15 protein-coding genes are annotated in these 15,896 nt (G+C 35.4%); 9 read left to right on the top strand and 6 right to left on the bottom strand.

Features of this window, described 5'->3' with window-relative positions:
- Positions 1 to 349: 349 nt before the first annotated feature.
- Entirely contained in the window at positions 350 to 1,342 is a 993-nt protein-coding gene (locus QRN68_RS02065) for an LLM class flavin-dependent oxidoreductase (RefSeq protein ID WP_285394976.1), read from the bottom strand.
- Between the two features lie 74 nt (positions 1,343 to 1,416).
- On the bottom strand, positions 1,417 to 1,842 hold the full coding sequence (locus QRN68_RS02060; protein ID WP_285394975.1) for a hypothetical protein: 426 nt from the start codon (positions 1,840 to 1,842) through the stop codon (positions 1,417 to 1,419).
- Between the two features lie 228 nt (positions 1,843 to 2,070).
- Between QRN68_RS02060 and QRN68_RS02055 the strand changes: the two genes are divergently transcribed.
- From QRN68_RS02055 to QRN68_RS02035, 5 genes are all read left to right on the top strand, one after another.
- Positions 2,071 to 2,838, top strand: coding sequence for a TSUP family transporter (locus QRN68_RS02055; RefSeq protein WP_285394974.1), 768 nt, complete (start codon positions 2,071 to 2,073; stop codon positions 2,836 to 2,838).
- A 238-nt stretch (positions 2,839 to 3,076) separates the two neighbouring features.
- Positions 3,077 to 3,595 (top strand): RNA polymerase sigma factor, encoded by a 519-nt coding sequence (locus QRN68_RS02050; RefSeq protein ID WP_285394972.1) that lies wholly within the window; start codon positions 3,077 to 3,079, stop codon positions 3,593 to 3,595.
- The gene (rsiV, locus tag QRN68_RS02045; RefSeq protein ID WP_285394971.1) at positions 3,588 to 4,475 is read left to right on the top strand and encodes an anti-sigma-V factor RsiV; all 888 of its coding nucleotides are present in this window, start codon (positions 3,588 to 3,590) and stop codon (positions 4,473 to 4,475) included. The genes QRN68_RS02050 and rsiV overlap by 8 nt, the downstream gene beginning before the upstream one ends.
- 182 nt (positions 4,476 to 4,657) lie before the next feature.
- On the top strand, positions 4,658 to 5,782 hold the full coding sequence (locus QRN68_RS02040; protein WP_285394970.1) for an endospore germination permease: 1,125 nt from the start codon (positions 4,658 to 4,660) through the stop codon (positions 5,780 to 5,782).
- On the top strand, positions 5,782 to 7,260 hold the full coding sequence (locus QRN68_RS02035; RefSeq protein WP_285394969.1) for a spore germination protein: 1,479 nt from the start codon (positions 5,782 to 5,784) through the stop codon (positions 7,258 to 7,260). Before QRN68_RS02040 ends, QRN68_RS02035 begins: the two co-directional genes overlap by 1 nt.
- Positions 7,261 to 7,323: 63 nt before the next feature.
- On the opposite strand, the gene QRN68_RS02030 is transcribed toward QRN68_RS02035, so the two are convergent.
- Positions 7,324 to 9,081, bottom strand: coding sequence for an ABC transporter ATP-binding protein (locus tag QRN68_RS02030; RefSeq protein WP_285394968.1), 1,758 nt, complete (start codon positions 9,079 to 9,081; stop codon positions 7,324 to 7,326).
- A gap of 421 nt (positions 9,082 to 9,502) precedes the next feature.
- Here QRN68_RS02030 and QRN68_RS02025 point away from each other — a divergent pair, with 421 nt between their 5' ends.
- From QRN68_RS02025 to QRN68_RS02015, 3 genes are all read left to right on the top strand, one after another.
- Positions 9,503 to 10,264, top strand: a complete 762-nt coding sequence (locus QRN68_RS02025) for a TerC family protein (RefSeq protein WP_285394967.1) — start codon at positions 9,503 to 9,505, stop codon at positions 10,262 to 10,264.
- 603 nt (positions 10,265 to 10,867) lie between these two features.
- A complete protein-coding gene (locus QRN68_RS02020; protein WP_285394966.1) occupies positions 10,868 to 11,476 on the top strand; it encodes a Bax inhibitor-1/YccA family protein in 609 nt (202 codons plus the stop codon).
- Between the two features lie 219 nt (positions 11,477 to 11,695).
- Positions 11,696 to 12,205 (top strand): ferritin, encoded by a 510-nt coding sequence (locus QRN68_RS02015; protein ID WP_285394965.1) that lies wholly within the window; start codon positions 11,696 to 11,698, stop codon positions 12,203 to 12,205.
- 151 nt (positions 12,206 to 12,356) lie between these two features.
- Here QRN68_RS02015 and QRN68_RS02010 read toward each other — a convergent pair whose 3' ends face one another.
- Complete coding sequence (locus QRN68_RS02010; protein WP_285394963.1) at positions 12,357 to 12,743, bottom strand: DUF5643 domain-containing protein; 387 nt, start codon at positions 12,741 to 12,743, stop codon at positions 12,357 to 12,359.
- 558 nt (positions 12,744 to 13,301) lie between these two features.
- Between QRN68_RS02010 and QRN68_RS02005 the strand changes: the two genes are divergently transcribed.
- Positions 13,302 to 13,466 (top strand): hypothetical protein, encoded by a 165-nt coding sequence (locus QRN68_RS02005; protein WP_285394962.1) that lies wholly within the window; start codon positions 13,302 to 13,304, stop codon positions 13,464 to 13,466.
- 107 nt (positions 13,467 to 13,573) lie between these two features.
- Here the strand turns inward: QRN68_RS02005 and QRN68_RS02000 are convergent, their stop codons facing one another.
- Together QRN68_RS02000 and QRN68_RS01995 are read right to left on the bottom strand one after the other, a co-directional pair.
- A complete protein-coding gene (locus tag QRN68_RS02000; protein ID WP_285394961.1) occupies positions 13,574 to 13,774 on the bottom strand; it encodes a hypothetical protein in 201 nt (66 codons plus the stop codon).
- 144 nt (positions 13,775 to 13,918) lie between these two features.
- Positions 13,919 to 15,769, bottom strand: a complete 1,851-nt coding sequence (locus QRN68_RS01995) for a dynamin family protein (protein ID WP_285394960.1) — start codon at positions 15,767 to 15,769, stop codon at positions 13,919 to 13,921.
- Between the last annotated feature and the right edge of the window lie 127 nt (positions 15,770 to 15,896).

Raw genomic sequence — 15,896 nt, 5'->3', positions numbered from 1 at the left:
TCATCAGGTATCACCCCTTTTTTATTACTATCATTATAGCATGGGCTTACTATTAAACCTCTATAAAACATCAAAAACAAATTATGTTACTCACAAAACCTTATTATGTGTAAAGAACTATTAATCTCAGAGCCATCGAAGAAGAAAATATAGTTTCATACAAAAAAGGAGCCATGTTCGTTTTACTGTAAACATAGCTCTTTTTTCGTTATTTTCCATAACACTCCTTATATTTCTGCTACTACCAAAGGAACGGATTGTAGTATCCTTATCTATTACTGCCGCCAAACTTATGATTCTATATTTTGAAATGTAAGGTTTAATATATATACCTACATTTGTAACTACATTATAATAATTCCTTTGCAAGTAGCTTATAGGAATTCATGCGACTTTTTAGTGCATATTGATTGCAGTTTAGCATCACTTCATCAAATCCATACTGCTCTTGCTCTGCTACTAAAAATGCAGCGATTTCCTTAGGAGTTCCGACAAGATTGGCTTTACGATTTTCGGCAATTGTCATTTTATCCAACTCCGTAAGTGGATAATCCTGTGCTTCTTCCGGTGACATCACTTGAATGATTTGTCCCTTCATAAGCTGAAGACGAGTAATATCAATAGGCCTAGCCAAATATTCCGCTTCCTCTAATGTATCTGCAACTGTCGCCGCGTAAGTAACGATAATTTCCGATCTTTCCATATAACAGGAAGGAGTAAAGTAAGTTCGATACGTATCAAATATATCCTTTGACATATTTCCAGTGAAAAACTGCGCATATGAGTAACCCACACCTAATCGTCCCGCCTGCATAGCACTTTGACCACTGGATCCAAGCAACCAAGCCTCGGGTAATTGAATATTTACTGGTGCCGCTATCACTTGATCATAGACGTGCTCACCGGTTTTTTGGTTATTCATCAGTTTTAAAATGATTTCAAGCTTATCATATTGCTCTGTAAATCGTTCTCTTCTACCTTCTGCTAATGCATAAATAGAGGCATGGTCGCCACCAGGGGCTCTGCCAACACCAAAATCTATACGGTTCGGTGCTAAGCCACTTAATGTTTTAAAAACCTCTGCCAGCTTGTATGGTGAATAATGCATCATCATCACGCCACCGGTACCAATGCGAAGACGCTTTGTTTTCGCTGCTAAAAAAGCTGCTGTAACCTCAGGGGATGAACTTGCCAGCGAATGACTATTATGATGCTCTGCCAGCCACATACGATGATAGCCAAGTTCTTCACCTAATAGCGCTATTTGTTCTGTCCGCTGAAAAGATTCCTCAGCAGTATGACCTTTTAGTACAGGCATTTGATCTAAAATACTTAATCTCATCAAACACACCCCTTTATCTCTATGACCTCCTCTTCACTCTAATATAGTAAGGCTTTTTTACAAAGCAAAAGACCTTACTCATAGGCAAGCTGCTTCAAATGCCATGTTTCATAAACCATGCCAATAAGCAATCGATTTTGTTCCGCACTCAATACTACATCATTAAATTTCGTTGCATAAACAGTAAATTGCTGAGTTTGTTCATCTACTACAAACTGTAAAATTGCATGCCCCTTTTCACCATGAAATGCAATATCACCTGATAATTCGACAACATGCTCGCCTGTTTTAGCCTTATAATATCGCCAATATGGTTCAAAAAATGCATAATTAAATGCATTTCGAACAGATACATCTGAAAAATTTTCCAAATATCCTTCTTTTACTATATCGATATACTCATGATCTGTTATATCTTTTTTAGCATTATAAACATACCCGACAAGCAACCCCATAAACACAACACAAATAAATACTCTTATATGATTTCCTAAACTCAAATGTCATCACGTCCCCTTCACGTAAAAAACACCTTTTCATACATAATACATTAAAAACATCACTTGAAATAGAATATTTTTGTTTTTTGTAGAAACCAAAGAGATTGAAAAGAGTTTTTAATACTACACTATCTAAAAAATTTATAGAGAAATACTATTAAAGCTATTTACAGCCATTTTTCATTTCGCTAATATCAAATTATTATTATAGAAAAGAGATGACCTACTGTGCCTTTCGATTTAGATGTAAACATTTTTCTCATTCTTATCTTTTTTGGTTTTCTAGCCGCATTTATCGATTCTGTTGTAGGTGGCGGCGGGCTTATTTCATTACCAGCACTCATGTTTGTTGGTCTACCACCATCTACGGCCGTGGCTACCAATAAATTAGCGGGTACAATGGGGTCACTAACAAGCACTTTGACTTTTTATCGCTCTGGAAAATTGGATATTAAATCCGTTTATAAATTGTTCCCGTTTGCTTTTATAGGTTCAATGATTGGTGCATGGATTGTCCATCTGATGGATCCTAGCGTTCTAAAACCACTAATGCTTGTCATGCTAGCCGCCGTAGCTATTTACACTATTTTCAAAAAAGACTGGGGTAGCATTTCTACTCATAAAAAATTGACACCTAAACGTTACGCAATTTTTGTGGCGACCATTACCTTAATTGGGTTCTATGATGGCTTTTTAGGTCCAGGGGCAGGCTCATTTCTACTGTTTACTTTTTTAATAGTTGGCTTTGACTTTTTAAAATCAGCAGGCAATGCCAAATTTTTAAATTTCGCAAGTAATATCGCCGCCCTTCTTATGTTTATATACTTAGGGCAAATAAATTATGCCTATGGTTTACCGATGGGACTTGCACAAATTGCTGGAGCAATTGTTGGTTCTAAATTTGCCATTAAACGTGGTAGCGGGTATGTACGCAAATTATTTATCGTAGTGACAATTCTATTACTCTTGAAAAATACATATGATTATTTTTCATAATTAATTCGTTCTATCTATACAGTGAAACTTGAATCAGTGGAGGGTTCTTCATCCCTCACTGATTATTCGTCTTCACCAATTGGAATGATACGGGCGGGAGTTTTACTGCCCGTTTTTGCGGGATACAACTTATCTAATACTTGAGGTAAGTTTTTTATTGTTATCAACTTTTTCTCCCCTTTGGCACGTCTAGTAGTTGTATACAAATTGAAAATGTTAAAAAGGAGCTTCTTTGGACATGAAAAAACGAAATGCATTTCAACATGAAGAAATATTTGTCCAGTTTATTCGCGAACAGAAAGAACGTTTTTATTTGCTCGCGTATAACTATACGAAAAATGAACAGGACGCACTTGATGTTGTACAAGATAGTATTCAAAAAGCAATGCTTTCACTTGATCGACTAGAAAATGTCGAGTATATGAAAAGCTGGTTTTATAAAATCGTCGTACGTACAGCTATTGATTTTTTACGTAAGCATAAACGCTTACAGGTGACAGACGATGATACATTGCAATATTTAACACCTGCACAAGAGGATGTCTACGAAAACGTTGATTTAGAGCATGCGTTAGAAGAGTTACCTCTAATGTATCGTGAAGTTGTCATTTTACACTATTTTGAAGATTTAAAGCTCGCTGATGTAGCTAATATCCTTAACATTAAGCTAAGTACAGCCAAATCTCGCCTTTATAAAGCGTTAAAACTCTTAAAAATCCAAATGCAAGACGTGAAGGGAGAAACAGCACATGGATGAAAAATTACAACAATTAGAAAAGCAATATAATGAAATACCCATTCCAAAAGAACTTGATTTTGTCGTTGAAAAAGCACTTAAGCAAGGCAAAAAGAAGAGAAAAAACCGAGCACCACAATGGTTACTTGGATCTGCAGCAGCTGCAATGCTTTTTACAGTTAGTTTAAATGTCAGTCCCGCAATGGCACGAACACTTTCAGAAATTCCTGTAGTTGGTAGCATCGTCAAAGTATTAACATGGACTGAATATGAAGTAAAAGAAGAAACCTTTGATGCTGACATTAAAGTACCTGCTATTGAAAACTTAGAAAATAAAGATCTTGCAAATACTTTAAATGAAAAATACCGTTCAGAAGGTAAGGCTCTATATGATGCTTTTGTTTCAGACGTTCAATATGTAAAGGGACAAGGAGGTGGACATGTAGGGATAGATAGCGGTTATGAAATCAAAACAGATAATGACCAGATCTTATCGATTGGCCGTTATACCGTCAATACAGTTGGATCGTCTTCTACAACTATGCAATACGATACAATTGATAAAAAAGAAGAAATATTAATTACATTGCCGATGCTATTTAAAGATGATAATTATATTAAAACTATCAGTGAAAACATTAAGGAACAAATGCGTGAACAAGTTGCATCCGACCCGGATAAAGTGTTCTGGGTAAAAGGAGGAGGCATTCCTGACGAAGAACTTTTTGACGACTTTAAAGCTATTAAAGCTGACCAGCAGTTCTACATTTCCGATAAAGGCAAGCTTGTTATTTCTTTCGATAAATACGAAGTAGCTCCAGGAGCAATGGGCCTATTGGAATTCGAAATCCCAAGCGATGTCCTAAAAAATGATCTTGTAAGTTCTAAATATATTCATTAATCATTTTGCTAAAAATATAGTACCAAAACACGAGGTATTTGACGATAAATTGTCAAATACCTCGCTTTTTTATGTATCAATCACTCTTTAAATTCGCCTTTTAAGAGGAGACTGCCATGCTTATAATCCTCTCACTTTTTGTCTAAGCTAAAATGTATCAATTAACGTTAGAGGGTTTTCAAATGAAAGGCTTAGGATCAATTAGTATTTTACACGTTGTCTTCTTATCCATGACTGTCATTGGCTTAAAAAATCACGTGACAATTATTCCCCCGCTACTTGATGCTGCTGGAAGGGATGGATGGATATCTGTACTAATGGCCGCAGCTATACTATTCTTTTGGCTATTTCTTTTAGTTTATATTCAAAAAAAGACAAATCAGGAACCTATCAGGGACTGGTTAGATGGAAAAATTGGAAAAATCGGCTCCACAATCATCATTTATAGTATAGCAATATTTTTACTCATCCTCTCTGCTTTTACGATGGTTGAAACATTGCAATGGGTGAACACGACGTTTTTACCTCAAACTCCAGTCATAATCCTATTAATCATTTATACAGTTCTTTGTCTTTTACTCGTTACAACAAGTTTACAAACCATTGCTATTTTAAATGTCTTTGTATTATTCGGTGTAGTAGTCTTTGGATTTTTTGTCGCATTTACAAATTTACAAGTAAAAGAATACGGGTTATTACGTCCATTTTTTGAGCATGGATTCAATCCTATTATGAAAGGGATGATTTATCCGGCTTCAGGATATATTGAACTATTTATGCTTTTATTTTTACAACATCAATTTAAAGAGCGTATTCGTTGGTATCAATTTGGCATCATGCTTTTCATTTTAATGGGGCTGACTTTAGGTCCACTTATCGGTGCAATTACAGAATTTGGTCCAACTGAAGCTGCAAAGCAAAGATACCCGGCTTACGAGGAATGGGGTCTAGTATCAATTGGTCGCTATATTGAGCATCTTGACTTTTTCTCTATTTACCAATGGCTTACTGGAACATTTATACGAGTTGGCTTCCTTTTATATATTACAGCGGATTTATTGAAAATGACTGGGGACCCGAAACGAATATGGAAAATGCTAGCTCCTCCTTTCTTTCTGCTTTGTCTACCGTTAATTATTTTAAATGAAAACATACTTTTCAAGGTGAAAGGGAACTATATATTAACAGTTACTTTTATTTTCTTTTTTCTATTATCAATTTTTTTCGTACTAGTAGCTTTCTTTTCAAATAAGTCTTCAAAAAAGGGGAAGCCTGACAAACAAGAAATGGAAAGTGGTGAATCATAATGCCTCAGCAGGAGAAGGCTATAGATCTAAACACCTTAAAAAAACTATTTCAAAAATCAGCAGATATTCAATTTCAGGAATATACATTTAATCAACAAAAGGTTCAATTCATAACCTGTGATGCGATGATAGACCAACACCTGCTCAACGAAGTCATTATTCGGCGTATCCAATTTCTTTATGATCATTTAGCTGATACATCCTTTGAAGAAAATGTTACCAATCAACTTCATATTCCGACTCTTCAAAAAGTCAAAGATAAAGAAGAAGCCATTACCTTTGTTTATACTGGTTTTTTATTGCTTTATTTTGAAGAAGAAGGACTTTTATATGCTAGTAATATTGCTAAAAAGCCTAACCGAAATCCAGAAGAAACGAGAATGGAGGTTCTCGTTAAGGGGCCAAGGGATAATTTTATTGAAGATATTCGCATCAACATTGCACTGTTGCGCAAACGTTTACCTACGAATTCATTTTGTGTAGAAAAAGTGGAAGTAGGAAAACGTTCAAAAACAACCGTGGCCATTCTTTATTTTGATGATATTGTCGATATGGATATTTTACACGGAATAAAAAAGCAACTGGCATCTGTAGATACAGATATTGTCTTTAGTGGAGATATATTAATGGAGCGAATTAATAAAAACTCCAAACTGTTCCCAAAATTCGATTATACAGGGCGGCCTGATTATGCTATTCAGGCTCTAATTAGAGGTCGTTTTCTCATTCTCGTCGATGGTGTAGCATATGCCGTCGTCACACCTGTAAATTTATTTTTATTACTAAAATCTGCAGAAGATAATGAATATCCTGTTATTTTCAGTTCTATCGAACGACTTTTGAGGATTTTGGGGATTTTAATTGGTTTACTGTTGCCTGCATTTTGGCTCTCTTTAACGACTTATCACCAAAATCAACTGCCATTTCAGCTTTTAGCAACAGTTGTACAAGCCAAAACAGGTCTACCCCTCCCCTCCTCTCTCGAAATGCTACTAATGCTATTAATGTTTGAATTGTTTCGTGAAGCCGGTTTACGTCTGCCTTCCGTTATTGGAGGTACGATAAGCGTTGTTGGTGGTTTAATTATTGGTGATGCAGCCATTCGCGCAGGTGTGACAAGTCCAGAAATGATTGTAGTTATTGCTATCTCTACCATTGCATCATTTACTCTCGTTAACCAATCTCTTGTCACAACTATCAGTATTTTGCGTATTGCTTTCATTCTTGCCAGTGCATTTTTGGGTTTATTTGGATTTTTTATATCCCTTTACCTCACACTTCTTTATTTATGTAATATCCGAATCTATGGTTACTCTTACATGAATCTTGCAACAGATTTAAATTGGTCAACTATAAAAAAATCGCTCTTCCGCTTATCAGCAAAAAGCTACACTGAGCGTAATAAAGCACTTGCACCTCAAGATTCCACTCGTACCTCTAAAACAGTGAGAAGCAATGAAGGAAAAAACAGACAATAAGAAATATCCCCTCAAATGAGCGTTTCAATTTGAGAGGATATTTCAATTTAAGTGATGCCATTTTTAGTTCAATTCAACATATTTCTCCACGGATGGTTCTTCTTGTCCTTTACGAAACTGAATATGATGGAGCTTAGCGAAAATTCCATTTTGTGCAACAAGTTCATCATAAGTACCATCTTCTTCAATTCCATTTGGTGTGACGACTAAGACTCGATCAGCATTGCGGATGGTTGCCAGCCGATGGGCAATAACTAAAGTTGTTCGATTTTCAGCAAGCTCTGTTAATGACTGTTGAATAATCATCTCTGTTTCTGTATCCAAAGCAGATGTTGCTTCGTCTAAAATTAAAATAGGTGGATTTTTTAAAAACATTCGAGCAATGGCAATTCGTTGCTTTTGTCCACCGGAAAGCTTTAAGCCACGCTCCCCGATTTGTGTCTCGTAACCATTGGGAAGCTCTGCTATAAATGCCTCTAAATGTGCCTTTTTAGCCGCCTCACGAATTTCTTCGTCACTAGCACCTAATTTCCCATAGGCAATATTTTCTCGAATAGTACCTGTAAATAAAAAGACATCCTGCTGTACAATACCAATTTGAGAACGTAAAGAAGACTGTGTCATATTTCGTACATCAATCCCATCAATCGTAATGGCCCCACTACTTACTTCATAGAACCTCGGAATTAAAGAACAAATCGTTGTTTTACCCGCTCCGGATTGTCCAACAAATGCAATAGTTTGTCCAGCATGTACGTCAAAGGAAATATCCGTTAACACAGTTTGTGATGTATCATAATTGAAATGAACATTGTTAAATGAAATATCTCCATAAAGATGTGTAACAGACTTTGCTCCTTCACGATCTTGAATTTCTGGTTCCTGTTCTATTAACTCACGGAAGCGTTTAAAGCCAGCCATCCCCTTTGGATAAAGCTCTAGCAATGCACTAATTTTATCGATTGGTTTAATGAGGACATTTGTATACAAAACAAAGCTTACTAGCTCACCATAAGATAATTTTCCATTAAAGCTCAGCCATGCCCCAACAACAAGCACTACTAACGTTAACAAACGTGTCATCATATAAATACTAGAGTGTGTTCCTGCCATAATTTTATAAGCATACAATTTGGCAGAGCGGAAAAAGCCGTTTTGCTCCTTAAAGCGTTCAATTTCAAAAGCTTCATTTGTAAAGGATTTGACGACGCGTACACCAGATACACTATCCTCTACACGGCCATTCACATCAGCGATTTTCCCATACATTGTTTTCCATGCATTGTTCATTTTGATATTACTAAATGTAACAAGCCATGTTAAAAACGGCACCATAATTGTGGCAATTAATGCTAGTGTTGGATTAACATTAAACATAATAGTAAAGGCCCCAACAAACGTCATAATCGCGATAAATAAATCCTCAGGCCCATGATGTGCAAACTCCCCGATATCAAATAAATCATTCGTAATACGGCTCATAATATGACCTGTTTTCGTATTATCAAAAAACCGGAATGATTGACGCTGAACATGGGTAAATAACTCCTGTCGCATATCTGTCTCGATATTAATACCTAGTTTATGTCCTAAGTAGTTGACGATAAAGTTAAGGACTGTACTAAGTACATAAACAAGTAATAATAACACACTTACTTTGACAATCATGCCCCAGTCACCTGTAGGTAATAGTTCGTCTATAAACCACTGAACAGCTAGAGGAAATGCGAGTTCTAGAATTGCCACAATAATTGCGCTCGAAAAATCGATCACAAATAATCGCTTATGTGGTTTGTAATATGAAAAAAACTTTCTATACATGTATGTCTCCTCTCTATGCTGCTAAACATTTCAACTTATCTCCAATAGTACCACTTGTTCAAATTATTCGGTAAAGTATTTTTTCACCATAACTTCACATTTTTATTTGCAATAAATTAGAAACATGATATAATCCATGTATAAAGAATTGAATAGCTTTTGACAATTATGTCAAGGGGGAGTAGCTAGCAGATGTAAACAAAGCATCTGATTTCACATTCGTCATTACATGGTCCTGTACCATCGGGTGTGAAGGCATATCTTAAATTATAAGATATTTTCTGTGTAATAAACAGTTAATTGCTTAGCAAGACCTTTGCCTATTTTTTAGGCAGGGGTCTTTTTCTTTGCCTAAAAATGCAAACAATACGTTAAAAGCAGTACATTCATTTCTGTTCTAACTACTAAGGAGGAAACAAATTTGGAGGCAATTTTATTAGAATACGCATGGGTACTCATCGTATTAATCGTACTAGAAGGTTTATTAGCCGCTGATAACGCAGTCGTTATGGCCGTTATGGTTAAACATTTACCAAAGGAACAACAGCAAAAAGCTCTATTATATGGTTTAGTGGGAGCATTTATTTTCCGCTTCGCTGCACTATTCCTTATTACAACGCTCGTTAATTTCTGGCAAATTCAAGCAATTGGTGCTGCCTACTTATTATTCATGTCTGGTAAGCATATTTATGATTCACGGAAGGCTGCACAAAACCCCGAAGAAACCCAAGAGCCTAAAAAACAATCTGGCTTCTGGATGACTGTTATGAAAGTTGAACTTGCCGACATCGCCTTTGCTGTAGATTCAATTTTAGCAGCTGTCGCAATTGCAGTAACACTACCACATATCGGAAATTTTGATATCGGCGGTATTAATGCGGGTCAATTCGCCGTGATGTTCCTAGGTGGGATTATCGGTGTGATCATGATGCGTTTTGCGGCTCGTTGGTTCGTGTCAGTTCTTGAAAGATTCCCATCACTAGAAACAGCTGCCTTCCTAATCGTAGGCTGGGTTGGTGTAAAGCTGGCTGTTCTAGCATTAGCACACGAAAAACTAGGTATAATTCCACATGATTTCCCACACTCAACAACGTGGACAGTTATTTTCTGGACTGTATTAATTGGTATTGCCCTTGGTGGATATTTAGTTGGAGTGAAAAACCAAAAGAAAGATGCACAATGATTAGTAAAAAATTCGCCAAGACATACCATCTTGGCGAATTTTTTGGTTCCATACTATTTCTCAGAGCATCCAAACCATTTAAAGATGGAGAAAAATGCCCCAAACTCCTGCCGAAATACTGGCTAGTCAAGATCCTCAATGTTTAATATCAATAATTCGAAAAAGCTTTGCAGTCAATCTTCAGAAAGGAAGGGGCATTTTGTGAAAACTTCACATTACGCCTTACACCTACATTTAATAAAGAACCAACTTTTGGCTCATCACCAAAAGTTGTGGATGACATTTTTAAAAATATATGCACTGTATATTGGTTGATTGGAGTGGAGGCTGGGCGACTCCTAGGAGATTAGCGTCACAGATTAGACCCTAGAGCAAGCAACGCGAGTAAAGCGGCTCATTCGGACGCCCCCTGGAAGCTTTGCTCTGTGCGAAAGCGAAGCGGCAGCAACAAAGCGCCGGTCGGAACGGAAATCAACCACACGTTATGGTGATGAACCCAAATTTTTAAAAGTATGAAACTTTTTAGAAATTGATTCGTATAGTTAATATTATTAAAAAAAGAAAGGATTCTTTATTATGACTTATGCAAACCGCAATCATAACTTGAACAAAATTTTGAAACACTTCGCCTTTATGTGGGTGCTGACAGTAGTCGGTATGTACATTGCTACATTATTACCTCCTGCTATTATCATGCCGCTATCCATTATTACAATTGTGCTTCTTATCATCGCCTGCTTTGTGCGAAGTCTGAAACTCGCTAATTCCATTATGTATACGATCCCCTTTTTAATGGGAATTTTACTATTTTGGACAACACAATTTTTCATTGCAGAGCTAGGACAACAGCTTGTGTTAATTGTTTTCGTAGCGACCGTAGCCATCTTCATTGTGCTAGCACTGATTGGTATGATGATGAATAAAGACATTTCCAATTGGGGAAGCTATTTATTCACTGTATTAATCGTCGTACTCGTATTTTCGCTAATATTTATGTTTATCCCTGTTAGCAATATGGTAGGTTTGATTATAGCTGGAATTACCGTGCTATTATTTAGCCTGTATACTGTGTATGATTTTAATCAAATTAAACATAATCACGTTTCAGATGCTGAAGTCGTTGGTATGGCCTTAAATCTTTACTTAGATTTTATTAATTTATTTACTAATCTGCTAGAAGTAATTTGGCGATTAAAAAATGAATTTGAATAAAATGAAACTTTAATCAGTGGGGGTTTCTTCATCCCCCACCGATTTTTAGTCTTTACCAATCGGGCTTTTTCGGGCAGTTATTCACCCACCTCCCATCTTCACTTTCGGTACAGATAAATTTTTTCTAATTGAGAACTAATATCATTTGTATTACAGTCTATCTTCGTTGTATACTAAAAGACATCATCAGGTATTTACTACTAAGGGAGGAAAACTTTTATGTTATCTGAAAAACTACACACAGCACTAAACGAACAAATGAATTTTGAATTTTACTCAGCACATGCCTATATGGCGATGGCGGCATATTGCACAGATCAAGATTACGATGGCTTTGCCAACTTCTTTTTAGTACAAGCTGAAGAAGAGCGCTTCCATGCCATGAAATTTTATAATTTCCTAAGTGATATGGGCTACCGCGCAACAATCCATGGCTATGATAGTCCAGAAAATCATTTTGATTCGATTTTAAATGCCTTTAAATCTGCTCTTTCACATGAAAAAGAAGTGACTCGCCGCATTTATAATTTATCCGATATCGCTTTAGATGAACGCGAGCACGCAACAATGGCTTTCTTAAAATGGTTCATAGACGAGCAAGTAGAAGAAGAATCAACGTTTGACACATTAATCCGTAAATTTGAACGCATCGAAAATGACTCCAACGCAATCTTTATGCTTGACGCTGAGTTAGCGAGTCGTACATTTACACCTGATGCTGAAGCATAGAATTAACTAGCTGATATTAAAGAAAAAAGAGAAATCGATGCTGTTCGATTTCTCTTTTTTCTTTGTTTGATCTTTAATGAGCTACAGTTTTGAGATTTATCGAGAACTTTTGATTGTTTATCGACTAACTTTTTCGATTTATCGACCAACTTTATAGATTTATCACCCAACTTTCGAAAAATATCGACATCTCCCCCTTTTCATCCAATAGACGTATATCATCAAATCCTAAAATACGCATTTCATTATTTGGGTCAAGCGCAATTGTAATACCTGTACGAAGTGGTGAAATGGAAACGGACTTGACGATGATATGCTGTTCTTCAAAACTCATTTCTTCATTCAATTCATAGGTTTTCGTTTTCGCTATTGGCTTTTTAAGTGAAAATGGGATTGTAAGCTCTGTTTGTTTTTCATCTGCAAATTGTAAATATAATTTAAATTCGGCATTGTCGTAATTAATAGGACTCTTAAATGTAGCCTCAAATTTTCCTTCAATCAAAAATGTTTCCTTTTTGTCAAACCAGCTGTAACTCATTCCAGGAAGTAATACCTTACCATTGAGAAATAGGAATGAGTTTAGATTCTTTTGTAGCAAAACAATATACGGATATCTTAATATCAAAAATCCTTGAAAGCTTAAATAAAGAAAAAAAAACCTAATAATATGGTCGCTCTTAGGAGCGGCCATTTATTTTGAAATAAGGAGGAATATTCAATATATAACAAAAGCACTTTATACATTTATGTACAAATTTTACTGTTTTTTCGCTACAATAGTTTCAATAACCACTTGTGTATGTGAATGGTAATTTTGCTCGTTTCAATTGTATGTAGAGTGCAATGAGAGAATTTGATGGCTTAATAGTACTCGAAAAATACACGATTGGCTGAACTTTAAAATAGGTCTTGCTTTGGTGATTGAGCGTAAGGAGAAGTTTCTGAATTAATGGTTATTTAAGGCCATTCCCTCTCTAACCTTTTGGACGTCGTGTAGTTTTGTAAAAAAGATTGGTTGTTTATAAAAAAGATAGATAATTTGAAATGAAAGGAACTTAAATAAAAATTCAAAGGAGACGATTATAGGGGGGCTTTGATGTCAAAAGACAAAAAATATATACAAAAAAAGGTGCAGGGTAAATATAGGAGAGTAAAAAAACAAAACAGCGTTAATAAAGATTTCGATAAAAAAGAGTTTATTATTCTAGCTATAATAGTTTTGATAATTTACTTCTTGAATGCTTTTATCCCAGAATTTTAGAAAAGTGTATTTTCCGAGCAGAGAAGATTATTATCCAAAAAATAATTATTGAAAAAAAGAGTAGCGCAAGAACTACTCTTTAGTTTTTAATTTTTAATCATAAAAGGCTATAAAGTATCCGCTTCCTGTGTGTGTAAGTTTTGACATATAAAATTCAGCATCCCTGCATGATAATCTGGCATAATCCGTACTTTTGTTCCTGCCATAAAAGCCTGATTTGCCAATTCTTTAATTTGATCGATAGCTGATTGTAATGCTGTATTAGAATAAATTTTTGCTTCCGTAAAACGTCCATTAATCTGAATCATTTTAATCCCCCCTTCTATCTATACGAAAAAATCCTGTATTATGTTTCAATTATTTGGAATTTAGTCCTAATCGATGGAAAAGTACAGTTACAAAAAATGTCCTAAAAGTTTAAATTACTTTTAGGACATTTTCTCTTTTACTGTCTATTCTGCATATTGAATTTCTAATTTTTTTGGAATTTCTGGTATATCGTTTGATTTTACATCTGCTTCAGCTAGAGCTAACGTATGTAATGGATATTTTTGCTGAGCATCAAAAGGAATCGCAGTACTTTCCATTTTATTGTTCATCTGACTACGTGCAAGCAAACCATTATTTGATAAGTCAATGCTCAAAATACTGTTTATTGTTTCTTTGAGCATTTCAATATCTTTTGCTTTAAGAGGCATTTGCTCGTCCATTAAAAATGGTTGAATCTTTTCTTTAATAAAGCCCTGTGCCTCAATCAAACAAGAAAATTCATTTAATTTATTAGCGTATAATTGTAATTGACGCTTTTCTTTTGAACGTTGTTGATTAAGCTCTTGCACTTTTTGCTCAATACGTGCCAAACGTTTTTTCGATAAATCCATAAGATGACTTTGTACTGATTGAATGGACTGAAGCATTAATGTCTCCGCTTCCTGCACTTTTTCCAAATGTTCAATACACAGTACTTGCTGCCCATTTAACTTGTTGACACGATCCTTGAAAAATTCGTTTTGTGTATCTTGACCAAAAATTGCTTTCATTAGCCCTTTACCATGAATTTTTTTATGTTGTGCGTCCAATCGTTCATATTCACGTATATATTCTCTATGCATATTACGATATTCACGTAACATTTGCTGATAGCTGATTGCATTTTCTGTAAAACTTTCTACTACTTCATCTTGTAAATAGTCATTTTGCGAAATTGTTTGCAATAATTGATACAGCGTTTGAACTTTTGTAAATACATTGGCCACCACTTCATACTCTTGCTCATATTCAGTTACAATAGCTAAATCCCTTTGATAGCGCGAAAACTCATATTGTGTGTCGACAGCATACTTTTCAATATTCTCAACAGCAGATTGGAAAGGATCTCTTTGTGGAATAACGGTTAGTTCGAAGCGGAATCGTTCAAGCCATTGTAAGAAGCGAATTAAAATGGCATACGTTTTCTTATCACTATTTTCTGCAACTCGCTGAATCTCCATAATTAAATGGTCGTACTGGCTTTTTTGCCAAAGCTCATCACTGTTAGTCTGTTTAGCCTCAAGCGCTTCTATTGCAGAGATAGCAACAAAATTACTGATTAAATGGCCAAATCGTTCTCTCTCTGTATTGATAAACGTCTCCGTATTTTCATTAGAATCAATACCATTGATGACACAAAGAGGTTCAACACCTTTATTTTTTAACGTTTCCATCAATAATATTTCTGGATAAATAGCCATTGAACCTGAGCGTAATACCCAAAAGATTTCGTCAACCCGGTTCATTAAAGATTCTGGGAAATAGGCCATTTCTCCTCCCCCTGCCTCCAATGAAACAGAATCAATAATTGTCACTGATTTTAATAAATCATTTTTCAAATACACTTCAAGGTAATCTAAATGTTCGCGTAGTATTTGAGATGCAAAAGTATCACCAGTTGTCAATAATTCTAGTTTACTCATATCGAATATCGCTACAACGCCATCTAAAAAATACGCCTTTATTTCTTCAGTTTCACCGTATCGCAAAAATGTATTTACACCTGTTGGATGTTGATCACTAACAGGCAATACTTGACGCCCTAGCAATCCATTCACAAGTGTTGTTTTTCCAACACGCTCTTTCCCAACAATAAGAATCATCGTTTCATTGTTAGCATCTTGAATGATACGGTTTAAGTGTTTAGCTGTATCTTTCACATATGTATTTTGTCCAATAATGCCATGCAATTGTCGTAAATGATCAACAAGCTGTGGCAAAATATTATTCGCTGAGGCTGTATACTCGATTGGTACATTATCTATAGTTGTCATCCCCAAAACCTCTTTTCGTATGTATATATATTCATTATAAATGAAACTATCCCCTCTCTAATACATAGTACTTAGAATTAACGATAAAAAAGGACAATTTACTTACTTTCAGTTGTCACAAATAGGA

The sequence above is a fragment of the Lysinibacillus sp. fls2-241-R2A-57 genome, from assembly GCF_030209535.1.
GTDB lineage: Bacteria > Bacillota > Bacilli > Bacillales_A > Planococcaceae > Lysinibacillus.
This window is presented reverse-complemented; position numbering and strand designations above follow the sequence as displayed.

Coding starts and splice junctions, on each gene's coding strand:
- QRN68_RS02065 (WP_285394976.1), bottom strand. CDS start 1,342: ATGAGATTAAGTATTTTAGATCAAATGCCTGTACTAAAAGGTCATACT.
- QRN68_RS02050 (WP_285394972.1), top strand. CDS start 3,077: ATGAAAAAACGAAATGCATTTCAACATGAAGAAATATTTGTCCAGTTT.
- rsiV (WP_285394971.1), top strand. CDS start 3,588: ATGGATGAAAAATTACAACAATTAGAAAAGCAATATAATGAAATACCC.
- QRN68_RS02040 (WP_285394970.1), top strand. CDS start 4,658: ATGAAAGGCTTAGGATCAATTAGTATTTTACACGTTGTCTTCTTATCC.
- QRN68_RS02035 (WP_285394969.1), top strand. CDS start 5,782: ATGCCTCAGCAGGAGAAGGCTATAGATCTAAACACCTTAAAAAAACTA.
- QRN68_RS02030 (WP_285394968.1), bottom strand. CDS start 9,081: ATGTATAGAAAGTTTTTTTCATATTACAAACCACATAAGCGATTATTT.
- QRN68_RS02015 (WP_285394965.1), top strand. CDS start 11,696: ATGTTATCTGAAAAACTACACACAGCACTAAACGAACAAATGAATTTT.
- QRN68_RS02010 (WP_285394963.1), bottom strand. CDS start 12,743: ATGAGTTACAGCTGGTTTGACAAAAAGGAAACATTTTTGATTGAAGGA.
- QRN68_RS02005 (WP_285394962.1), top strand. CDS start 13,302: ATGTCAAAAGACAAAAAATATATACAAAAAAAGGTGCAGGGTAAATAT.
- QRN68_RS02000 (WP_285394961.1), bottom strand. CDS start 13,774: ATGATTCAGATTAATGGACGTTTTACGGAAGCAAAAATTTATTCTAAT.
- QRN68_RS01995 (WP_285394960.1), bottom strand. CDS start 15,769: ATGACAACTATAGATAATGTACCAATCGAGTATACAGCCTCAGCGAAT.